Origin of the sequence: Deinococcus metallilatus (genome assembly GCF_004758605.1) — a bacterium.
Lineage (GTDB): Bacteria > Deinococcota > Deinococci > Deinococcales > Deinococcaceae > Deinococcus > Deinococcus metallilatus.
The window spans coordinates 257501-278820 of sequence record NZ_CP038512.1 but is presented as its reverse complement, the minus strand read 5'-3'; the positions used below and the strand labels follow the sequence as shown (position 1 = coordinate 278820).

18 protein-coding genes and 2 tRNA genes (1 of these 20 cut by a window edge) are annotated in these 21320 nt (G+C 62.2%); 14 read left to right on the top strand and 6 right to left on the bottom strand.

Going from position 1 to position 21320, the window contains the following annotated elements; all coding sequences use genetic code 11:
• The first annotated feature begins 64 nt into the window (after positions 1–64).
• From E5F05_RS07245 to E5F05_RS07225, 6 genes are all read left to right on the top strand, one after another.
• Complete coding sequence (locus E5F05_RS07245) at positions 65–247, top strand: hypothetical protein (protein ID WP_129117973.1); 183 nt, start codon at positions 65–67, stop codon at positions 245–247.
• Between the two features lie 26 nt (positions 248–273).
• Positions 274–1986 carry an ATP-binding protein gene (locus tag E5F05_RS07240; protein ID WP_129117972.1) on the top strand — a complete coding sequence of 571 codons (1713 nt, stop codon included), beginning with the start codon at positions 274–276 and terminating at the stop codon, positions 1984–1986.
• A gap of 468 nt (positions 1987–2454) precedes the next feature.
• Entirely contained in the window at positions 2455–2748 is a 294-nt protein-coding gene (locus E5F05_RS07235) for a hypothetical protein (protein WP_129117971.1), read from the top strand.
• A 111-nt stretch (positions 2749–2859) separates the two neighbouring features.
• A complete protein-coding gene (locus E5F05_RS21440; protein ID WP_206732993.1) occupies positions 2860–3594 on the top strand; it encodes a DUF1156 domain-containing protein in 735 nt (244 codons plus the stop codon).
• Between the two features lie 1409 nt (positions 3595–5003).
• Entirely contained in the window at positions 5004–5699 is a 696-nt protein-coding gene (locus tag E5F05_RS21435) for a hypothetical protein (protein ID WP_206732992.1), read from the top strand.
• Positions 5696–8926, top strand: coding sequence for a DUF499 domain-containing protein (locus E5F05_RS07225; protein ID WP_129117970.1), 3231 nt, complete (start codon positions 5696–5698; stop codon positions 8924–8926). Before E5F05_RS21435 ends, E5F05_RS07225 begins: the two co-directional genes overlap by 4 nt.
• Positions 8927–9161: 235 nt before the next feature.
• Here the strand turns inward: E5F05_RS07225 and E5F05_RS07220 are convergent, their stop codons facing one another.
• Positions 9162–9605 (bottom strand): hypothetical protein, encoded by a 444-nt coding sequence (locus E5F05_RS07220; protein ID WP_129117969.1) that lies wholly within the window; start codon positions 9603–9605, stop codon positions 9162–9164.
• 214 nt (positions 9606–9819) lie between these two features.
• On the opposite strand from E5F05_RS07220, the gene E5F05_RS07215 reads away from it, so the two are divergent.
• The 3 genes from E5F05_RS07215 to E5F05_RS07205 all read left to right on the top strand — a co-directional run bounded on the left by E5F05_RS07215 (position 9820) and on the right by E5F05_RS07205 (position 12371).
• Entirely contained in the window at positions 9820–10398 is a 579-nt protein-coding gene (locus E5F05_RS07215) for a hypothetical protein (protein ID WP_146719923.1), read from the top strand.
• 550 nt (positions 10399–10948) lie between these two features.
• Positions 10949–11808 (top strand): IS5 family transposase gene (locus E5F05_RS07210; RefSeq protein ID WP_146719922.1). Its coding sequence is split into 2 segments (ribosomal slippage): positions 10949–11306 and positions 11306–11808, totalling 861 coding nucleotides; the frame shifts between segments, so codons are not numbered across the junction.
• Between the two features lie 368 nt (positions 11809–12176).
• Positions 12177–12371 (top strand): helix-turn-helix domain-containing protein, encoded by a 195-nt coding sequence (locus E5F05_RS07205; protein ID WP_129117941.1) that lies wholly within the window; start codon positions 12177–12179, stop codon positions 12369–12371.
• A gap of 45 nt (positions 12372–12416) precedes the next feature.
• Here the strand turns inward: E5F05_RS07205 and E5F05_RS07200 are convergent, their stop codons facing one another.
• The 5 genes from E5F05_RS07200 to E5F05_RS07180 all read right to left on the bottom strand — a co-directional run bounded on the left by E5F05_RS07200 (position 12417) and on the right by E5F05_RS07180 (position 16488).
• Positions 12417–14060 carry an ISL3 family transposase gene (locus tag E5F05_RS07200; RefSeq protein ID WP_129117940.1) on the bottom strand — a complete coding sequence of 548 codons (1644 nt, stop codon included), beginning with the start codon at positions 14058–14060 and terminating at the stop codon, positions 12417–12419.
• A 354-nt stretch (positions 14061–14414) separates the two neighbouring features.
• Entirely contained in the window at positions 14415–15689 is a 1275-nt protein-coding gene (locus E5F05_RS07195) for a tyrosine-type recombinase/integrase (protein ID WP_164973381.1), read from the bottom strand.
• Positions 15690–15856: 167 nt separating this feature from the next.
• A tRNA-Phe gene (locus E5F05_RS07190) sits at positions 15857–15932 on the bottom strand.
• 23 nt (positions 15933–15955) lie between these two features.
• Positions 15956–16031, bottom strand: a tRNA-Asp gene (locus tag E5F05_RS07185).
• Positions 16032–16275: 244 nt separating this feature from the next.
• A complete protein-coding gene (locus tag E5F05_RS07180; protein ID WP_129117938.1) occupies positions 16276–16488 on the bottom strand; it encodes a hypothetical protein in 213 nt (70 codons plus the stop codon).
• Positions 16489–16660: 172 nt separating this feature from the next.
• Between E5F05_RS07180 and E5F05_RS07175 the strand changes: the two genes are divergently transcribed.
• The 5 genes in view from E5F05_RS07175 to E5F05_RS07155 are tightly spaced (at most 60 nt apart) and all read left to right on the top strand, a layout consistent with a single transcriptional unit that may run on beyond the window.
• Entirely contained in the window at positions 16661–18694 is a 2034-nt protein-coding gene (locus E5F05_RS07175) for a hypothetical protein (RefSeq protein WP_129117937.1), read from the top strand.
• Positions 18694–19155 carry a pilus assembly FimT family protein gene (locus E5F05_RS07170; protein WP_129117936.1) on the top strand — a complete coding sequence of 154 codons (462 nt, stop codon included), beginning with the start codon at positions 18694–18696 and terminating at the stop codon, positions 19153–19155. Before E5F05_RS07175 ends, E5F05_RS07170 begins: the two co-directional genes overlap by 1 nt.
• Positions 19156–19692 carry a PulJ/GspJ family protein gene (locus E5F05_RS07165; protein ID WP_129117935.1) on the top strand — a complete coding sequence of 179 codons (537 nt, stop codon included), beginning with the start codon at positions 19156–19158 and terminating at the stop codon, positions 19690–19692.
• 2 nt (positions 19693–19694) lie between these two features.
• The gene (locus E5F05_RS07160) at positions 19695–20531 is read left to right on the top strand and encodes a PilW family protein (protein WP_129117934.1); all 837 of its coding nucleotides are present in this window, start codon (positions 19695–19697) and stop codon (positions 20529–20531) included.
• 60 nt (positions 20532–20591) lie between these two features.
• A protein-coding gene (locus E5F05_RS07155; protein WP_129117933.1) for a dynamin family protein crosses the window boundary here: on the top strand, positions 20592–21320 show its 5' end (the start). 966 nt of this gene lie beyond the right edge of the window; only the first 729 of its 1695 coding nucleotides appear in the window; the start codon lies at positions 20592–20594; its stop codon lies beyond the right edge, outside the window.

The window sequence follows — 21320 nt, the reverse complement described above, 5'->3', positions numbered from 1 at the left end:
GGTTACCCTGACAGATGAAACGGGAAGCCGCGACTCAGAAGAGAACAGACCGGGGACTGAGGGGGTGCCGACGGCAGAAGACCCGCTGGTCCTGGGCATCTCCACTTCTGAGGTCGAGTTCTACCTTCAGGTCGCCGCCGGAAATGCCCCCATCAATCCACAGCCCTACGACGAGGAGCAGTTCCCGCAGTTCAGGCCGTTCCTGGACGGGCAACTTCAGGTGGAGCGCGACCTTGCGGAGGACTGAGCCAGTCACCCCGTATCCTGTGCAGGATGACCGAGCAGGAGCTACGCGACCTGATTGCCCAGGGAGAGACCCTCACAGTTGAATTTAAAAGTGACGTGGAGGAGAAGGGTGGTCTCCATCAGGACAAGCTCGTGGAAGCCATCGTTTGCATGGCAAACACCCACGGGGGCCAACTCCTGCTCGGCGTGGAGGACAGCGGAGAGGTGACTGGATTGAACCCAGAACGTCCAGCTCACCTCACTCCCGCGAATCTCGAAGCATTGATTGCCAACAGGACTCGCCCACATCTCGCCGCACCAGTGGGCTTTCACAGCCTTGGTGGGCACCGCATTGTGGTCATCACCGTCCCGAAAGCAGCGGGGTTGACCGCCACCTCAGACGGCCTCGTGAAGCGGCGCGTTATTGGCGGCCAGGGCAGGCCGGAGTGCGTGACCATTCACCCTACCAACTGGATGGACTACCCTATTCAGATGGGTGCTCCCGACCTGAGCGCCTACACGCCTCCCAGCGCCACTTGGGATGACCTGGACCCCATTGAACTCGAACGGCTAAGGCAGAACGTTGAAACCAACCCGAAGGCTGACCCAGCGCTACGCGGGTTGGACCACGCTGAACTTGCGGGGGCACTGAATCTGGTGGTGACCGTAGACGGCGTGGCACGCCCTACAGTCACTGGGCTCCTGCTGGCAGGAAGGGAAGCGTCCATTCGTAGCCATGTGCCCACGCACGAGGCTGCCTTCCAGCTTCTCACCGAGAGGTTGGGCAATCCGCTAAACCAATTCAGCCATGCACCGCTGGTCAAGCTCTTCCAGACTTTCGAGCAGTATCTGGTCCCCCTCAACCTGGAGGAGGAATTTGACCTAGGCATTCGCCGAATTCCTGTGCCGCCCTACCCCACAGCGGCCTTTCGAGAGGGTCTGGCTAACGCGCTCGTCCACCGGGACTACACGCAGCGTGGCACCGTCTACGTTCGGATTGATGAGGGTGCAGGCGGTATGTACATCAGCAATCCCGGACGGCTGCCGGAGGGCGTGACGACGGACAACATCTTGGTGGTGGAACCCAGGGCCAGAAATCCGCTCCTTGCTGACGCTTTTCGGCGCCTGGGCCTGGCCGAACGTACAGGACGCGGCGTAGACCGTATTTACGAGTCCATCCTGCGTGCTGGTCGGCCAGCACCCACCTATGAGGTGGACAAGGACGGTACAAATGTGCGTGTGTTTCTGCCAGGTGGACAGCCGGACGTGGAGTTCGTGCGCCTCACCATCGAGGCCCAGAACCGTCAGCAACGTGACCTGACCTGGCGTCAGCTCCTGATTCTCCGAACGGCCAAGGATGAGGGCGAAATCACGACCGCCGAGGCGACGGCCCTCATCCGGGGCACGGAACATCAAGCGCGTTCCACCCTGGAACAGCTTATGGAGGCCGGGCTGCTGGAGCCCAAAGGGCCGAAGAAACACCGGACCTATCACCTGAGCGCCCGCCTGTACAACCGCATGGGCCAGAAGGCCGAGTACGTTCGCAGGCGCGGGCCCGACAGCATCCGGCAGGAGCAGAGCGTGCTGCAATTCCTGCGGGAGCACGGCGAAATTCAGCGCAGCGATGTCCTCAAGCTGTTGCCCGAACTCACGCCCAGTGAGGCGTCGAACCTGCTGAAGCGCCTGACCCGCTCTCGCCAAATCGCAAAGCGTGGTGAGCGGAAGGGCACCAGCTACACCCTGGGCACCACCGAGCCATAAGCCGGGTATGGGCACAACCAGATATGGGCAATCGCCCATAAGTTGCCCATATCCCGAAAACCCGTCGCGGTACGCATCGTCTGGCACGTTAGTTTCGGGCACAGTTTTTTGCTAACAAATATCGCCCATAAGCGGCCCTGCATCCGCCAGCCCCGCCCCCAACTCGGCCCCCAATTCGGAAAATTGTGCACCCTCGTAGGTCGAAGAATCCCGTTCTGCACGGAGTTTCGGTTAGAGCCTCGTAGGTTAACTCGGAATCTAACTCGGAAAACATCATGTGCCGTCTCACATTCCGAGTTGACCCAGTATGGAGGGAGAAAACCGCCGGTTTCATCGCGAAGCCAAGCCCTTCCGGCTTAGCCGAGGGAAGAGCTTAGACCACCTCTCCCATGTCTTTCGTCAACGAAACCCGGCGTCACCGCATTTGCGGCATCGCGCCGCTGGGCAGGCTGCTACAGTCCGCGAGGTATGAAAACCCTGAAGAACACGGCACTGGCCCTGGGTCTCCTTATCGGTGGCGTCGCCATCGGCCAGGCGCTGAGCGACAAGGCCCTCGACGCCGCCTCCACCAAGTCGAAGACGGACTATGTAGCTGAGGCAAACAGAATCATCATGGATTACCGCATCTCGGTCATCGGTGCCGACAGCGCCCCCCAGGTCTCCCAGGTCGCCAACGAGACCACCGCCCAACTCATGTACATCCAGACCAAGCAGAACGCCGAAATCATCCGGCTCCTGACCCTGCTGAACAACAAGAAGTAGCCCACACGCACCCGGTTAGACGCTCGCTGCCCTGCCAGCGGGCGTTTTTACTTCATCTGCCGCATTGTGGGACTCTTGCTATACTCCTGCGCCCTATCTTGTGTCTTAATCATGGGTTACAAGCGTCTCATCGAACATCGCCTGCCGCTGGCCGAGGTCAGCACCGAGTCGGCGCGTGAAAAAAGCATTCGGCACGGTCACATCTCTACGCTTCACATCTGGTGGGCACGGCGTCCACTCGCCGCCAGCCGTGCCGCCGTCTTTGCCATGCTGGTGCCCGACACCGACGAGAACTACGAGTTGGTCAAGAAAATCGTCCCCTGGGAGGCGGTCAAGGACGGCAACAGCGATGCCATTCTGGAAGCCCGTCGCCGGGTGCTGGAAGCCAACGGCGGCGTTCCCCCCAAAGTCCTCGACCCCTTCGGCGGGGGTGGGGCCATTCCGCTGGAAGCCCTGCGTCTGGGCTGTGAGGTCTACTCGATGGACCTGAACCCTGTCGCGCACATCATCCAGAAGGCCACGCTGGAGTTTCCGCAGAAGTACGGCCAGCCGAACAGCCGCCCTGTGCCCGACTACATCCGCGAGAAGGACCGGCAGGCTGCTGCCCTGGCGACCGGCAAGGTCAGCACGAAGAACAGGGGTAAGGCCACCCGGCAAGTCGGGTTCGACTTCAGCGGCAGCGAGGGCCTGTGGGAGCAGGCGTACAAGCGCAATCCGCTGGCGACCGACGTGCGCTACTGGGGCGAATGGGTGAAGGCCCGCGCCGAATTGGCTGAGTTCTATCCAGACGACGTTTTTGGGGAAGATGAGCAAATTATGAGGGGGGGCGCAGCGAGAATTCACTAGGGTACTCCAGGCGTAGCCCTGTCGCCTACCTCTGGGCTCGTACTGTCACCTGTACCAATCCCGCCTGCCGTGCCGAAGTCCCGATGGTGCGCCAGTGGTGGTTGGCGAAGAAGCCCGGCAAAAGCCTGGCACTGAAACCTGTAGTCAACCCGGAAGCAAGACGGGTTGACTTTGCTGTTGTGGAAGTCGGGAAGGGCGAAACGTGGCCGGATGAGGGGACAATTGAGCGTGGCAACAGCACTTGCCCTGCCTGCCATACCGCCATTCCCAGCAGCGAAGCCCGCGAACAGGCCAAGAGCAACCGCTGGGGCCAGCGCCTGATGGCCGTTGTTCTATCTACCCCTGGTGAGCAGGGCAAGAGTTATCGCGTTGCCACTGCTGACGATGAAGCTGTTTTTGAGAGGGCCAAGCAACGACTTGAGGAACTGAAAGCTACCGAAACCTTTGACGGTCTACCGCTGGTTCCCAACGAACCGATTCCCTATGAGCCACGTGCTTTCACCCCATGCATTTACGGCTTCACCGAATGGGGTCAACTGTTCAACGCCCGCCAAGCCCTCTCCCTGGTCACGTTCGCCAAGTACGTTCGCGCCGCCCATGCTGAAGCCTCGGCACAAATTGGAGACGCGGAGTATGGAAAGGTTGTTTCTGTTTATCTGGGTCTTAATCTGGATAGGCTTGCTGATAAAGTCTGTACGTTGGTAAATTACCAACCAGAGAGCGAAAAGATTGCTCATGTTTTCATCAGGCAAGCACTGCCCATGGTTTGGGACTACGCTGAAACATCACCATTTACGGATGTTGGCTGGCCAAACGCAATAGAATGGATTGTCCTCTCAATAAATCACACTGCTTTGGTTTCCAACAAAGGAGCAGTCACTTTGCGCGGAAGCGCAACCAGAATGCCAATAGATGACGGAGTCATTGACGCAATTATTACAGACCCTCCCTACTACGATGCCATTCCTTATTCAGACTTATCGGACTTCTTTTATGTTTGGCTGAAGCGTACGATAGGAGGACTGTACCCAGAGCATTTCCGCACACCGACTACGCCAAAGGCACAAGAGGCAGTTCAAAATCCTATCCGACACGGTGGGGACAACGAGAAGGCTAAACGGTTTTTTGAAGCCACGATGTCCCAAGCATTCACCGAAATGCACCGAGTCCTTAAGATGAGCGGGGAGGCAACAATCGTATTTGCCCACAAGTCAACTGATGCATGGGAAACATTGATTGGTGCCCTAATCAGTGCTGGCTTCAGAGTTGAAGCATCATGGCCCTTACGTACTGAAAAGCCTGGCCGTACACGAGCACAAAACTCCGCCGCCCTCGCCTCCTCCACCTTCCTCAACTGCACCAAACGTACCTCCGGCGGCATCGGCTACTTCAACGACGTTCGCCGGGACATGATTGCGGCCATTCAACCCCAACTGGCCGAGTTCTGGGAATCCGGCATTCGCGGCGCGGACTTCTTTATGTCGGCCATCGGGCCGGGGCTGGAGGCGTACAGCAGGCACGACGAGGTGCGCCGCATGAGTGGCGAGGTCGTGACCGTGGGCGAGTTCCTCGACGAGGTTCGCAAGATTGTCATGGAGTTCGCGCTGGAGCAGGTGCTGGGGGCCAGGAGCCTGGGCGTGGTGGACGCGCCGACCCAGTTCGCGCTGCTGTCCCTGTGGGGCTACGGCCCCGAACTGCCGTCCGACGAGGCCCGCAAGCTGGCGCAGTCGGTGGGCGTGGAACTGGGCGAGATTGCCGGGCTGGTGACCGTGAAGGGCGAGAAGGCGAACGTGCAGGGCATCAAGGCCCGCAGCAAGGACAGGAATCTCGGCCTCAGCAAGCACGGCGAGAAGGTGCCGATGGTGGACGCCATGTACCGTGCCGTGAACCTGCTGGGCGGCGGGAGCCGTCAGGCGGTGTCGGACTACCTGGGCGGCGTGGGCTACCTGGAGGAAGAAGCCTTCTGGCAGACCATGCAGGCCCTGGCCGAAGTGCAGGAGGGTGTGGACGACGGGCGGGCGCTGCACGAGTTGCTGACCATCCGCGACAACCTGCCCAAGGCCAGCGGGGACGCGATGAACACCCTCTTTGGAGTGAAAGCATGAGCAACGTGCAGGAAGCCTTCGGCAAAGCGGTCTACAGCTACGCCGGGGCGGTACGCGGGTATGTCAGCGGCAGGCTCAAGGGCGTCTACGGCGAGGGCAAGCCGTGGTTCGAGGCGTTCATGGCCTCGCTCTCGTTCCAGAAGCAGAACAACGTCAGGAACACCATCGAGGCCGGAAACGTCAAAGCACCGGAAGACCTGATTGATGTCACGCACTTCAGCGACGTGATTCTGCGGCAAAAGGACATCTTCAAGCCTCTGTTCGGCAACCAGCACAGCAAGGCGGTGACCTGGGCACAGGAAATCGCCGACGTGCGCCACGAGTACAGCCACCAGAAGCCGGTGTCGGACGACGACGCCTACCGGGCGCTGGACAACATGGCCCGCCTGCTCGTGCTGATGGACGAGAACGAGAAGGCTGCCGAAGTGAAGGCTCTGCGCGACGGCCTGCTGACGGGCGGGAAGGTGGCGGCGGCTCCGGCAGCACCCCACGACCCGGCGCTCCAGCCCTGGTGGAAGCACGCCCAGCCCCACGCCGACATCCGCAAGGGCCAGTTCGACGAGAACACCTTCGCCGCCAAGCTGGACGACGTGGTGCGCGACGACGGCAGCGCCCCGCTGGAGTACCGCCGCGCCGACCTGTTCTTCAGGAAGACCTACCTGACACGGGAACTGACGGCGGTGCTGGCCGACACCCTCAAGCGGCTGGCCGGGACGGGCGGCGAGTCGGTGGTGCAGCTCCGCACCCCCTTCGGCGGCGGCAAGACGCACGCCCTGATTGCCCTGTACCACCTCGTGAGACACCACGCCGACATCGAGGACGCCGACCGCGCCGCGATTCTCAAGGCCGCGAACCTGACGGACGTGCCCCGTACCCGCGTGGCGGTGCTGGTGGGCACCCAGCTCGACCCCAATGGCCGCAGCGTGGACGGCCTGACCCTCCGCACCCTCTGGGGCGAGATGGCCTACGGGCTCGGCGGCAAGGACGGCTACGAGCTGCTGCGGGCCGCCGACGAGTCCGGCATCGCTCCCAGCAAGGACAAGCTCATCGAGCTGTTCGGGCTGGTCCGCGCCGGGAAGTGCAGCGCCCTGATTCTGATGGACGAGCTGCTGGTCTATCAGGTCAAGGCGGCGGGCAGGCGCGTGGAGGGCACGACGCTCCAGGCCCAGACCTTCGCCTTCCTGCAAAGCCTGACGGAAGCGGTGGCGGGTGTGGAGGGCGTCTCCCTCGTCACGACCTTCCCCGAATCGCACATCGAGTATTACGACCATCAGGAAGCCCCGGAAGTCTTCTCCCGCCTGGAGAAAATCTTCGGTCGCGTACAGGCCGTGCGCGTGCCGGTCCAGGGCGAGGAAATCTACGAGGTCATTCGCCGCCGCCTCTTTGACTCGATAGACGAGCGGGCCGCCACGCAGGTCGCCGCCGAATACAGCGCCCTCTTCGACGCCCACAAGGACGACCTGCCCCTGGAAGCCCGCACCACCGAGTACCGCAAGAAGATGACGCGGGCCTTCCCCTTCCACCCGGAGCTGATTGACCTGCTGTACGAGCAGTGGGGCTCGATGCAGAGCTTCCAGAAGACCCGTGGCGTCCTGCGGCTGCTCGCCCGCGTCATCGAGCACGGCTACCTGTCCGGCGCGGCTCGCCCCCTCATCTCCCTGGGCGACGTGGGCCTGGAGGAAGGCGAGATGCAGGCCACCCTCACGCAGACCCTCAAGGACGCCGAATGGGGCGGCGCCCTCGCCAGCGACCTCAGCGCCCCCGGAGGCCGCTCCTACCAGCTCGACAGGGAGCAGGGCGGCAACTACGCCAAGTTCCGGCTGGCGCAGACGGTGGCGAGCGCCGTCTTCATGGCCTCGCACTCCGGCGGCACCGAGAAGGGCATCACCAAGCCCGGCCTGAACCTCGCGCTGATGCACCCCGAAGGCATCACGCCCATGCTGATTACCGACGCGCTGGACCGGCTGAAAAACCGCCTGTACTACATGCACGCGAACGGGAACTACGTGTTCCGCGCCCAGGCCAACCTGAACAGCGTACTCGCCGACCGCACGGCGCAGGTCAAGCGGGAGCGGGCGCTGGACTTCGTGCGCGAGGCGGCGCAGAAGGCGGCGGGGCCCAGCCTCTTCAAGCCCTTCATCTGGCCGGAGGGGCACAAGGACGTGCCCGACAGCACCGGCTTCAAGCTGGTCCTCCTCGGCCCCGACGCCACGCTGGAGGACAGGGACAACCGCAACCGCAAGCTCGGCATTCTCCACCAGAACGCCGGGGGCGGGCCACGCATCCACAAGAACACACTGGTCTACCTCATCGGCAAGGGGGGCGACTTCACCCGCGCCATCGAGGCTGCCCGCACCCTGCTTGCCTTGCAGGACATCGAGAAGGACCGCGCCCTGACCCTCAGCCCGGAGCAGAAAGCGGACCTCAAGGACCGCCTGACCAAGCAGACGGACATGGTGCCCAACCTGACCAAGGCGGCTTACACGGCCCTCTTCGTGCCGACCACGAACGAGGCTGGAGAGGCTGTCTGGCGGGACATCGACATCACGGCCCACGCCAAGACCCGGCCCACCCTGGAGGCGGCGGTCACGGACGTGCTGCGCCAGGAAGACCTGCTCATTGCCGCCATTGACCCTGCCCTGCTCCTGCAAGGCCCCTGGAAGCTCTGGCCCGCCGACGAGCCGTACCTGGAGCTGCACAAGCTCCGCGAATACTTCACCCGCCTGCCCCACCTCCCCTTCCTGGAGTCGGATGCGGCTCTGAAGACGGCCATCGTGCGCGGTGTTCAGCAGGGGCTATTCGATCTGGGCCAGTTCATCGGTCAGGACCCGAAGAACATCTGGGACCGCAAGAACCCGGTGGACGAGGGCAGCGTCTTCTTCACCGAAGCGTACCGGCTTGCCAGACCCAACACGATTCCCCGGCCTACACCGCCCGTCGTTGACCCCCCACCTGTTGTTGACCCTCCCCCACCTCCTCCCATCGGACCGCTTCCACCAAAGCGTGGCGTCACATATGTCCGCCTGACCTTGCCCGATATGCCGCTCACCCAGATACCTACGCTGCTTGACCTCTTTCACGGCCTTAAGGACGCCAAGGGTCAGGTACAGATGGAAGTTCGGCTGACGGCGAGCAACCCCGCCGGGCTCGACCAGGCCATGCTCGACCTGAGCGTCAAGGAACTCATTGACCAGCACGGCCTGAACGTGGACTGGCACCAGGAGTGAAGCGGGCGCAGTGAAGTTCCGACGCATCGTGCTTCCCGAAACGCGGGAAGCTCTTCAAAACCTGTACCCGGCGGCATTCCAGAACCCCAGCTACCTACGGCTGCTGGAGCACCTGATCTTCGGCACCTTCGAGGCCGAGGAGAAACAGGGCTTCCTGGTCATTGACGCCACTACACTGGCGCGGCTGGAAGGTCGGGAAGGACAGGTAGGGTCTCGGAACTACGTGGGGAAGCACCTACTGGAAGGCTTCCAGCGTGACGTAGCCCCCCTCGTCATCGAGAACCACCAGTACAACGATGGCCGAGCCCGCATTGTTCAGAGGCTTCAGGGGCCGAAGTTGGGCGGGATTCTGCACCACGAGTTCACGTCCGCCACGGTAGACCGGCAGGCGCGGGGGGTGTACCTGGACACGGGGCGGAGACCACCCAAATACTCCCGCACGCACATTGCTAAGGCTCGGGAAGCTCGGCAGGAAGAAGTGGAGCGTATTGCCCAGGAGTTGGACGCCGACCACCCTGCCGCTGACCTGCTCAGGTTCTTGAACACCCAGCCCACCACAGCGCTGAAGGGCATCGTCGAACGCAACATTGACGCTGCCAGAGAGGCGGTGGCGAATGACACCCAGATGCCCGTCGAGACCAAGTGGTACAACTGGCGGCTCCTTCTGGAGGTCGAGCACAACCCGGTTCCCCTGTACCAGCCCTCGAAAGCCGAGCGGACGGTGAGATTGTTCCCCGTTGGCGGCAGCTACCTGTCGTTGAGTCGCCCCATCCGCAAAGCCTTACTGGCGGGCTGCGACGAGTACGACACAACTGACGCTGGCGGCCCACGTCTGGAAGATTCCCAGCCTGACGGAAGCGTTAACCAAACACCGCCTGCTCGGCCCTTGGGCCTTGCTCGGACAACTCGCCGGGCTTCCCGTCAAAGGGAGCTTCAGACCCTCGTTTACGGAGAAGGTGGTGCTCAAGCGGGCGGTGTATGCCCTGCTCTTCGGGGCCTCCGAGAAGACGGTCAAGAAGTACCTGCTGGAGGGCACGGAAGGCGTTCCCGGCCTGACCTCAGCCCAGACGGAGCAGCTTCTGACTTCGGAGCTGATGCAGGACATTCTGGCCGCCCAGAAGAACCGTCAGGGGCAGATTCAGGCCGAAGGGGGCATCACAACGGTCTTCGGCAAGTCGGCGTCCCTCTCCCCAGGCAAGACAGGTCGTAACCCCCGCAGCCTGATGGCTGAGGAGATGCAAGCCTACGAGCTGTACCTGCTCAAGCCTATTGTGGACTACCTGCTTCAAATAGGCAGCGAGGAGGTGACTATTACGGCCTGGCAGCACGACGGCTTCACTCTGCGCTTCAAGGACGCTAGCAAGAGGACTCGGCACAACAGCCGTATCAACCGACTGGTCAAGGACAGGGCTATCAGGGACCTGGGTATGCCGAAGTGGCAAGTTGAGCTGGAGAGGGTCACGCTGGAATGAAGGCCAGGAACCAAGCACCCCCCCCAGGAGCAGGGGAAGGGCTATAGGTTCGTACCTCTCTTTGGCGTCGCAACACGATTTTTGCTGTCCATGACGGTGCTTTAGCATCTTTCCTGCCCGTGGCGGCGTGACAGAAAGTCCCCCAAAACGACCTCTCGTTTTGAAGAGTTTCTGCTCCAAAACCTCGGTTCTTCGGGGGTCAAAGTGTTGACGGCCTGCGTACTCTGGAGATGGAGGGACTCGGTGCATCCTCTTAGGCGGACGACAGCATTTGACTGTTTCCCCTCGTGGCCGCGCAGAACTGACGGCTCGGTCGTGTGGTGGATGTAAGCCGCACTCATGTCGCCGCAGGCTTGTACTGCGATTGGGCGGAGACCTGACCCTTCCCCCCTGAAAAAGGCAGCCTCACGGTTGCTTCTTCTCGCTGGGCGACACCCCCCTCCCCTACTTCAATCAGCCCCCCAACGGTCAAGTCCGTGGGGTTGTAGGGTCCCCGCCGTCCCCGGCAGCCAGCTAGGGTCTGTCTGGCTGAATTTGGCAGGATAGGGGGATGGGACGGACGGATTTGACGGAGCAGCAGTGGGCCATTCTGGCCCCACTGCTCCCCAAAAACCCCAAGAAGGGACACGCCTACAAGGACCATAAGCCGGTGCTGAACGGCATTATCTGGCGTCAGAAGACCGGGGCAACGTGGCGAGACATTCCCGAGCGGTATGGGTCGTGGAAGACGTGTCATGACCGCTTCACCCGCTGGTCGCGCAGCGGGGTCTGGGCCGAGATTCTGGCCGCCCTGCACCTGAAAGCGGATGCTGAGGGAAAGATTGATTGGGAAGGCGCGGCGGCGGACAGCACGCACGTCAAAGCCCACCGCGCTGCGGTGGGCGCACGAAAAGAGCCAGCCAAGCTGGAAAAAAGGGGGCGCTCGAAGACGAGTGGCTCGGGATCAGTCGTGGGGGACGCACCACCAAAATCCACGTCCTGATGGATGGGAAGTGTCGGCCCCTCAGTGTGCTGATCTCTGCTGGGCAGGCGAGCGACCCGACCTACCTCGTGCCGCTTCTGGAGGCCGTGCGGGTGGGGCGTCCCGGACCGGGACGCCCGCGCAAGCGTCCCCCGACCCTTCGGATGGATCGGGCGTATGGGGCGAGGAAATACCGGCGTGCTTTGCGGGCACGCAAGATCAGGTGTGTCTGTCCCGAGCGCCAGGATGCGCGCAAGGCCCGGCTGCGGAAGGGCAAGCGGGGGGGACGCCCCCCAAAATTTGACGCAGAAGCCTACAAAGGCCGCCAGGTCGTCGAACGGGGGATCAATCGCCTCAAGGATTTTCGGGCGATTGCCACCCGGTACGAGAAGCGTGGACACCAGTTTTTAGCCGGTGTCCACCTCGCTTGCATCCTTCTTTGGCTTTGATTCTTCAGCCAGACAGACCCTAGTCGGGTTTCCTGGCAGGTTATTCCTACTTCGTCACGTAATATCCGGCTTCGCCGGGGCTGCTGCGCAGCCGATTGCTGCCGAAAGAAGGGCTCTACGACGCTCTTCGGCTACTTCGACAGAAAGATGGGGCGAAGTGCCCCGCAACACCCTCACCGAACATGGGGAAGGGGCCTCACCACGTCGCTCAGAGCAGGAATGTGTTGTCTCCAGGGGACTAACCATTTGGGAGAACTCCTTTTTCTGCCAACGGATTTCCCTTGAACAAATCTTCTCCTTCCCGCCATTCAATCCAAGCATCCCGATCGCCCAGCACCCCTGGGCGGCTTCCCTTTTCGGAGGTTCGTATGTCCAGAAAGACCAAGCTTACCCCGGCAACTACCGCCATCCTCCTCGAAGCTCACGCCCAGGGGCTGAAGAACCAGGCCCTCGCGGACCTGCTTGGCGTCAGCCTGGCCCAGTTGAAGCGGTACAAACAAGAATTCAATCTGGGGAGCAACGACCATCGCAACAACATCGGCAGGCAGGGCGAGCAGCTCTGACGGTGGCGACTTCAAAATGGTTCTGGCGCCATCTCGGTGCGACCCCTACCCCGGGGCGGCCAGCAGCCGGGCACGCAGCAAATCGAACTTCGCACGGCCGTACATCTGGCGCTTGACTAACTTGAGCTTGTTGACATACCCCTCCACCCGCCCGTTCGACCAGGCCTGCCGCATTCCCTCCCGCACCGCCTCCAGGTCGCTCCACACGCCCTGCGCGAAGCCCTTGAGCGCCGCGATGCCGCTGTCGGTTGCCGCCTTCAGCCACGTGCCGAGTTCGCTCGGGTCGCGGCGCCGCACCATGTCGGCGAATTGCTGGGCGAGCGTCGTGACGCTCGCTACCTCGCTGTTCGTCTGCATCAACTTGTCGACCCAGTCGCGCTCCCGGTCACTGCGTTTTTCGGGGGCACGGATGACGGTGAACGCCAGCATGGTCAAGGTAGGGCGTCTTACTCCCGTCGGCACCACCGCTTGGGGTCGGTCGGGTGAGCCGTCGTTCCGCCGTCCCTTCACGCCGTGCTGTCGGCGGACGTCAGCCATATAGTGCCGAACCACTGAGGCGCTGCCCGTAAAGCCTTGCGTACAGACCTCTTCCCATAACCGCCTGGCGTTGCGCTGGCCCGCGTTGAACCGCTCGACCAAGTAGCTTTCAAAGGCGGCGATGGCCTGGCCTCGCGGGCACCGGACTTGCTCGGGGCAGCGGTCAAGCCGGGCGTACTTCTTGACGGTGTTGCGGCTGAGCTGGAGTTCGAAGGCGATGCTGCGAAAAGTGCGGCCCCCAGCGCGCAGGGCGTGGATGCGGTCAAACTGCGCTTGCTTGTGGGGGCTGACGTCAGGCCTGGAAGGCGTTGGGCTCATTTCGGGCGAGTCGAGTGCCGAAGCACTCGACTCGCCCACCTCTGGAGGTGGCTCGGCGAAGGCGACCTTGAGATCTTCGCTGTGCCCGAGCAGCCCCCGCAGCACGGCCTCACTCAGGTTCTTCAGCAGGTGCCAGCGATCCGCAACTTGCATGGCTTCAGGCGCACCCTGCCGGATGCCATCGGCGTAGACCACCGCACGATCCCTGGTCACGATCTGCACGCCCGGGTGGGCGTGCAACCAGGCGGCCACCGTGTTCGGCTTCCGGTCGGGCAGGAGGTCAACAACTCGCCTGGCCTCGTGATCCACCAGGATCGTTCCGTACGTCTGCCCCTTGCGGTACGCCCAGTCGTCCATGCCCAGCACCCGGACAGCCGCCACCGGCGGTGGCGGCACCCGTCGAACGAGGGTGAGCAGCGCCTTGCGCCCGACCACCAGTGAGCACCGCTCAGCGAGCCGTTCTCCCCCCCGCCCACCGAGCGCCAGTCCAATGGCACGCAGAGACTCGGCCAGGCGGGAGGTTCGACGGGCAAAGGGCACGGTCAGAGTCTTGAACCGCTCAGCGAAGATGCGCTGTGGGCACGACGGACAGAGACAGGGGCAACGCCGAACGCGCAGCCGCCACACGACGCGCCGCCCACCCCACGGCAGGTCAGCGAGCGTACGGGTGTAGGTGCTGCGCGTCCGACCTGCGGGCGTGCCGCACTGCGGGCAGTGCGGAGTGGGCGTGGTGCTGTGCACCTCGACGACGATCAGGCCACTTTGCTCGTCAAGGACGATCTGATCGAGGTGCAACCCGTCGAGGGTGAGGAGGGCGCGGAGGTCGAAGTCCATCCTTCATCTTCGGCGCCTGGCAGGGGTCGCACCGAGATGGCGCCAGAACCCAGCTCACCTGACGTTGACATCTCGTGGCCGAAGCCCTCCGCCGGACGGGGCTGCCTGCGATGGTCACGCCATACGGCCATCCATTCGACATCCAGTCCGGCTCACTGCGCCTGGAGGTCAAGACCTGGGAGAGCCCACAGGCGGGGCGCTACCGCTTCCGGCTAAACACGAAGCGCAGCTCAAATCACGCCCGTTACCGGTACACCAAGGGCTTCCAGGCCGACTCGGACTTCCTCCTGCTGGCTATCGAAAAGGAAGGGGAACTCCAGCACCTGTACTGCATCCCCACAGTCTTCTGGAAGCCTAATCTTTGGGTTCAGCCGGATTCGCTCTTCTGCCCTTACGCTTCCTTCCGGGACGCGCTGCACCTGCTTCAGATGGCGCTGGCAGCGTGATAGGCGTGCGCCAGAAGGGCAGTGCCCAGGCCAGAGTGTCCACGATGAACTCCAGGCGTTCCCGGTCCAGGGTCATCTCCCACACGGGGCTGTCACCCCCTGGCTCACCAAGACGCGCCCGTAACCCGACGACATACCAGCCGTCTCCGGCCAGGACCATCTCCACCTTCCCCTGCGCGATGGCTTCCCACCAGCGGGGCAGGTTGGCCCGCAGCCCCTCCGGGTGGTCCGGCTGGAAGTCCGGCTCGGTCCAAAGCCGCTTGAGTTTCGGGTTGAGCGGGTCACCGTCCAACTCGTTCATCGCCTGCTCCAGGGGGCTGGTGGCTATCCAGAGCAGCAGCGTCGCCGCGAGCTGGAGGCCGACTGATACGGGGTTGGTCGCGCCGTAAGGGTTTACCTCGCGCCAGCGGACGTGGCTCAGGTTGCGGCTCACGGCCAGCGTCGTGAAGCGGGTGCGCTGCTCTTCGCTGAAGGTGCCCTCCCGCATCCGTCTGTCGGTCATCGGCGGCCTCCCGCCTTCGAAGCGTCTATCCGGTCGCCAGGAGATACCTGGGCGTGGACCCTCGCCAGGTCTTCGGGAAGCAGGTTTACGTACCGGCGGGTCAACTCCATACCGGTCCAACGCCTCGGAGGCCATCTGCCCCAGGGGCACCACCCGCTCCTTGTTCCCCTTGTCGATGACCTGGATGAGGCCGTCGGCGAAGCGCACGTCGTCCACGGTCAAGCTCGCCACTTCGGCCAGCCGGAGCCCCGTATCGAACAGGGTGATGACAATGGCTGTCTCCCGGTCACGGAAAGGGCTCTTGCGAGCGGCGGCGAGCATTCGGCGGTACTCTTCCCCACCCAGCGTCACCATGAGCCTGTGGGGCTTCTTGACACGCTCCAGGCGGGCCGTGGGGTTGCGGTCCAGCAGCTCGTCCTTCACTGCCCAGCCGAAGACGCCTTTGAGGGCACGGTAGTGAGCGTCGATGCCTCCTTCGGCCAGGCCCCTCGCTTCGAGGTACTCCATGAAGCCGCGAAGGTCCCCCACCGTGATGGCCTCGGCCCGCAGGCAGTGCTCCTGAGCCTCCAGGTAGGCTCGGAGGGTCCTGGCGGTAGCGTCGTAGTACGTCAGGGTGTGGGGGCTGCGCTTGCGGAGCTTGAGGTGCCGGGTGTGCCGCTGCCAGAGTTCGTCGAGGTGCATGGCTGCTCCTTTCGACGGCATCCTGTTCTGGTCCTCGGTAGGCGGAGAATCCCGAATCGTTTGCTCTGGAACTGCGTTGTGAAGAGCACACTATCCCGCGATTCTCATGTCGTTCATTGAACCGAGTCCAAAAAGAAAAACCCCGTCCAGGACGGGGTTCTTGCTCTTGGTGGCCAGGGCCGGACTTGAACCGGCGACCCAACGATTTTCAGTCGTTTGCTCTACCAGCTGAGCTACCTAGCCGTATTCCCCTGGAGGGGAAACGATGGCGGTCCGGACGGGATTTGAACCCGCGACCTACTGCGTGACAGGCAGTTATGCTAACCGCTACACTACCGGACCAGGCTGGACACACTGCGCCGCAAAAAGCAGCGGGGTTAAGGATAGCCGCGTCCCTGAGCCTTGTCAACACGCCTAAAAGACCAGTGGTCCTGCTTGCCTCCCACCCAGTGGCGGCAGACCCACATCTGGAAGTTGTGGTAGGGGCTAAGCAGTCAGGCACCAGGCTGTTTTTCAGGCTCCGGCGGTGATACTGCGCTCGCCCCACCTCCCTCCATTCCAGGGGCCCAGCGGTTGTGGGCGCCGCTTACATGGCGGGCATCGGCGTCGGGCTGGGCAAGCCGGGCGTGTCGGGGTTGTCACTGGGCGTCGGGACCGGCATACCGGGTAGATCGGGGTTCATAGGGGGGTCCATGATCGGACCGGTATCTGTGCCGCCGGGCAACCGCTCGGGCATGGGGGCGGGCGTATCGGTCGGTTCGGACGCAGGAGCAGGGGGACGGTCGTAGGGTCCGGTCATCGGCATACCTCCTGGGTGGGAATGGAGGCAGTCTGCAACGCCAAGTTCCCGGGGACGCGAGAGGGGGGTGAAGGGAAGTTCACGCACCCCCCAATTCAGGGGATTGGTCTGCGGTGGGGGGCGCCGCAGACTGATCGCTATGAGAGGCCCACGATCTACAGAAGGGGCGACCATGATTATCGTCGTCCTGTTCACCCTGCTGCTGCTGGCAGGCATCCTGGCCGCCACCCTGCGTCTGGGGCTGGGCAGTCGGCAGAATACGGCGGACCAGGCGGCGACACTCAGGGCGCAGTACGCGGCGGAATCCAAAGTCAATCTGGCCCGCAGCACGCTGAGAGATATTCAGACCATGCTGGCCCCGACCGGCACGAATGCTGCCGGAGCCATCGTCCCCTACATGAAGCTCCCCCCGGTCGGCACCGTCCCCGTCCTGTCTGTCATTGAAGCCTACGCCAGGAGATTCTGTGGCAAGGAAGCTGTCAGTGACCCCTGGACCGACACTTCTGAATTTGCCACGCCAAGAAATGAAAGCGACACGCAACCTTATCCGGGAGCCAAGCAGTGCCTGGTGGACAAAAATTCAAGCCTGACGGCACAGAAGTACGCCATTCTGGCCGATGCTGTGACCCCCACGGCCTACAATGTCCTGCCCGCATCGGAACGCCCCAAACCAGGCCAGCCTTTGACAGACTGGTGGAATAAGAGGTTGGATAACGTAGACCTGGGGGATGCCAAGTACCTGGTCAAGCCCCTTCGTGTCGTCAAGCTCGGGAACAATAGCAACGTCCGTTACCGCTTCTATCTCGGTGTGACCAGCCTCTCGGCAAAAAGTTCATCTGGAAATGGCACGCGGGTTCTTGCCAGCAAGCGTACCAGCAAGGGCGACTGGTGGTTTGAGGTCACCATTCCCAATCCGTTTAACTATAACCTTTTTATCGATCAGTGGCTGAGTGCCGACGGCGGCTTCTTTAACGATGTCATCGATGGGGATATGTTTGTTAACGAGAAGGTCAGGTTCTTGTTCGGCTTCAACACTGTCAACTTTAAAGGCGACGTGTTCAGTGCCGGATGCACCTCCTTTCCTACCTCAGAAGAAGCCAAGTCAGGCGCCGATTGTGCAAAATCCGCAGGTATTTACCAGCCCCTCAACACGCTTGTTGCTCCACCCCCAAATAGTGATATTACCGCAATCAACAACTATCTCAATACCAAGATGACCAATGCCGGAACACAGTTCGCGCCTGGGAAAAAGGGCACCTTTACCTCGCAGTACATTCCTCTGCCTACCAATGCCTCTCTGCAGAGAGAAGATGCCACTGAATCGGGTATTATGCTGGGCAGCGAAGAGAGAAATGTTGAGTTGATGGCAGGAGACGAAAGTGGCAATCCGCTCTCGTCCTATAACAGCAACAATTCGTCTTGGAATGAGCCCAGTCCCACTTACCAGTACATTCGCGTCAGGAACCCGGGCGGCCAGATTACCAACGAGTACCGCTATGGCCCCGATGGGATGCTCTACGTAAAGACCAATAATGGCAACGGGAAGAAGGGGACATGGTCGAGCATGGGCAAAACGTTCAACGGCGTGATCTATGGAGGCGAGCAACCAGCGAAACCAATTACTGTGAGCGGCCCAGACCGCATCGGCAACAGCCAGACGGCGGACGTGAGCAAGATGCCCCCGGCCCTCGCCTCCTTCGCCAAAATTAATGTGACTGGAGCATCGGGGCTGAGGCTCGATTCGGACCTGACCATGTCCAACACCCCGTGTGACAATCAGAACTCTCAGAAGGGTTGTCCCAAGACGGGAAACGATAAACCGGGGAACATTCTTGGGCTCTATGCCCCTACTGGCGATATTGTGATGACCAACAATACCAAGAATGAAGCCACCTACCATGCCGCCATCATGGCGAGTCAGGGAACCTTCAACGTCGAGGATTACGATTCCCGTCCGATGCAGGGACACAGGCACGTTATCGGGAGCGTGGTGGAGAAGCGGTATGGCCTGAACGGTGTGGCAAGGCTGGATGGAACCTTTGTGAGTGGTTACGGCGATGATTTCTCCTATGACGCTCGCCTTAAAGAAGGCATCCTGCCCCCATCCTCGCCCCTCGTCGTCGTTGGGCAGTTCAGCGATAACTCTATTTCCGGCAAGAAGCTCGACGACGTGGCCTGGCAGCAGGTGGGTACGGGTGATTACTGATGGACACCCGTGGCTTTACTCTCCTCGAACTCCTGGTCGTCCTGGCCATCATCGGCATCCTCGCGGGCATCTTCGGCATCAGCCTTATCCGCAGCATCCGCAACGCAGAACTGCGTGAGGCCGCCACGCAAGTCGCCACCGACCTTCGGCGGGCGCGTTCGCAGGCGCAGCGGGGAAGTGCCGATGTCGTTCTTGTTCTGCCTGGGAGTGGCGGCGGAACAACGTACATGGTTGATACGGTGACCAAAACCCTGCCGAACAACGTCAAGGTGATCTGCAAGACGACTTGTGGTAGCGGCACAACGACAAACGTGACCTATCAGGCCCCTTATGGCGAATTGGGCGCAGGGGCGACGGGGAGCGCCTACACCATCAGGAGTCCCATGAGTGGGATCAGCGATCTTGAAGTCAGGATTGTCGGCGTGACAGGGAAAGTCATTCTGACAAAGGCAGGATCGTAAATGGTGAAGCATTCAAAAGTACAGGCCAGGGCCGCAGAGCAGGGCTTTACTCTCATTGAGATTCTGGTCGCCATCGCCCTGCTGGGGATTCTGGCGGCAGTTCTGACAGCGACGTTGACCGGCTCCCTGAGCCTGAACAGGCAGGCACAGAGGCAATTGGATACGACGTCGAACGTTCAGCAGGTGATGGAGAACGTGCGAAACGCCTGGACCGTCCTGAGCAACTACAACAACGCCTGCGCTCCTGGCATGACTGTTCCCAGCGGCTATACGGTGAAGTTCATCAACCTCAGTACGCGGGCGGAGCCTATTAACCAGAACAATACGATTGCCAGTCCTCCAACAGCAGCGCCCGTGAATACCCTTAATACGACAACATCTTCGACATGCACGGCATCCACGAACGCCACGCTGACCGGGGGAGCTGTTCCGACCATGCGCCGCGTCATCGTGCAGTCGGGGACAGCAGGCCCGGGCAACTCACAGGTCATCGGCCCGCAGGACGTGGCCCTGACTCTCGACCTTCTGAGGCCATAGGAATGAAACATCAGGCTCAAGTTGGTTTTACCCTTCTGGAACTGTTGGTGGGGATGGCGATCATGGGTGTCGTGATGATGGCCCTGCTCAATTACTTCACCCAGGGCACCCGCGTGTCCACCCAGTCGAGCAGCCGCGCCGAGTTGCAACAGGAGATTCTGAACGCGCAACAGTTGATCGCCGGGAAGTTGAAGGAAGCGTGGTATGTGTATCCGCCTGGGCAGACGATTAACATGACGGGTACGGCCTTGACGCAGAAGCCTGCGGGTGGCAATGCCTGGCAAGTGGGAACAGACCCTATCCTGGCGATGGTGCTGCCGCCAAAGAACTCGGCTCTGACCTGCGTCAGCGGTACCGCGACCAGCACAAGTGGCCCAGATGGCTGCTACCGCTTCCTGGCCTACTACCCGGTCAAGCGTTCGGTGTGGCTTTCGGGCACGGGGACGGACAGCTGGAAGAATCCGGGACCGGACGACGACAACGCCGATACCTGGGTGCTGGCCGAGTACCGGGGAACCATTGCCCCTGGAGCGGGGGGCAGCCCTCCCACTACGCCCCCCAGCATCCCGATGGGGAACAGCGCCAACATCCTCTCCGACTACATCGCCCCGACCACCCTGACATCCGGCTTCACCACGGCCTCCAACACCTACACCATGTTCACTTTCACGGCGGCAGATGGTACGGCAGCTTCGGCAACCAAACCGGTTGCTGGCATCACCATCAATCTCGCCACCACCCGCAAGGTCAGCGGCACCACCCTCCGCCTGCCCAACGCCACTGACGAATACAGCATCACCGTCTACCCCACCAACCTCGGCAAAATCGCTGTCAACTGAGCGTCTTTGGCAATCCCTGAGCCTCCGCGCGGGCGAGCGCGGAGGCTCTACACTCTCCTCATGCTCGTCACTGGCCGGGTTCAGGACCTCCTCTCGCGGGAGCGCGTGCTGCTCGCGGACCTCCAGGCGTTTCTGGAAACGCAGGGCGCGCCGCCCGAGGCGGTGGAACACGCGCGGCAGGCGGTCCGGTCGCTCGACGAGAGCTTTCTGCTGGTGGTGGTCGGTGAGTTCAACGCGGGCAAGAGCAGCTTCGTGAACGCGCTGCTGGGCGCGCCCGTGCTGCCGGAAGGCGTGACGCCCACCACCGACCGCATCTACCTGCTGGTGCATGGCGAAAAGCCCGGCCAGATGGAACCCACCCGTGACCCCTTCGTGAGCCGCCTGACCTATCCGCTGCCCAGCCTGGAGGGGGTGGCGCTGGTGGACACACCCGGCACGAACGCGATCATCCGCCAGCACCAGGCGCTCACCGAGGGCTTCTTGCCGCGCGCCGATCTGGTGCTGTTCCTCACCTCGGCCGACCGGCCCTTCACCGAATCCGAGCGGCAGTTCCTCGCGCTCGCCGCGCGCTGGGGCCGCAGCGTGGTGCTGGTCGTGAACAAGGCCGATCTGCTGGAAACCCCCGAGCAGCGCGAACAGGTGCGCGAGTTCGTGGAAAAGGGGGCGCGGGGCGTGCTGGGCCTCACCCCGCCCGTGTTCCTGATCAGCGCGCGGGGCGAGCAGCGCGGCGGCGATCCCGGCTTCTCGGCCCTGCGGGACGCCCTGCGGGCGCGCCTCTCGGAGACGGAG

Excerpts from the sequence above, each read along its gene's own strand:
- E5F05_RS07240 (WP_129117972.1), top strand. The coding sequence starts at position 274 with ATGACCGAGCAGGAGCTACGCGACCTGATTGCCCAGGGAGAGACCCTC.
- E5F05_RS07235 (WP_129117971.1), top strand. The coding sequence starts at position 2,455 with ATGAAAACCCTGAAGAACACGGCACTGGCCCTGGGTCTCCTTATCGGT.
- E5F05_RS21440 (WP_206732993.1), top strand. The coding sequence starts at position 2,860 with ATGGGTTACAAGCGTCTCATCGAACATCGCCTGCCGCTGGCCGAGGTC.
- E5F05_RS21435 (WP_206732992.1), top strand. The coding sequence starts at position 5,004 with ATGATTGCGGCCATTCAACCCCAACTGGCCGAGTTCTGGGAATCCGGC.
- E5F05_RS07225 (WP_129117970.1), top strand. The coding sequence starts at position 5,696 with ATGAGCAACGTGCAGGAAGCCTTCGGCAAAGCGGTCTACAGCTACGCC.
- E5F05_RS07205 (WP_129117941.1), top strand. The coding sequence starts at position 12,177 with ATGTCCAGAAAGACCAAGCTTACCCCGGCAACTACCGCCATCCTCCTC.
- E5F05_RS07200 (WP_129117940.1), bottom strand. The coding sequence starts at position 14,060 with ATGGACTTCGACCTCCGCGCCCTCCTCACCCTCGACGGGTTGCACCTC.
- E5F05_RS07195 (WP_164973381.1), bottom strand. The coding sequence starts at position 15,689 with ATGCACCTCGACGAACTCTGGCAGCGGCACACCCGGCACCTCAAGCTC.
- E5F05_RS07180 (WP_129117938.1), bottom strand. The coding sequence starts at position 16,488 with ATGACCGGACCCTACGACCGTCCCCCTGCTCCTGCGTCCGAACCGACC.
- E5F05_RS07175 (WP_129117937.1), top strand. The coding sequence starts at position 16,661 with ATGATTATCGTCGTCCTGTTCACCCTGCTGCTGCTGGCAGGCATCCTG.
- E5F05_RS07170 (WP_129117936.1), top strand. The coding sequence starts at position 18,694 with ATGGACACCCGTGGCTTTACTCTCCTCGAACTCCTGGTCGTCCTGGCC.
- E5F05_RS07165 (WP_129117935.1), top strand. The coding sequence starts at position 19,156 with ATGGTGAAGCATTCAAAAGTACAGGCCAGGGCCGCAGAGCAGGGCTTT.
- E5F05_RS07160 (WP_129117934.1), top strand. The coding sequence starts at position 19,695 with ATGAAACATCAGGCTCAAGTTGGTTTTACCCTTCTGGAACTGTTGGTG.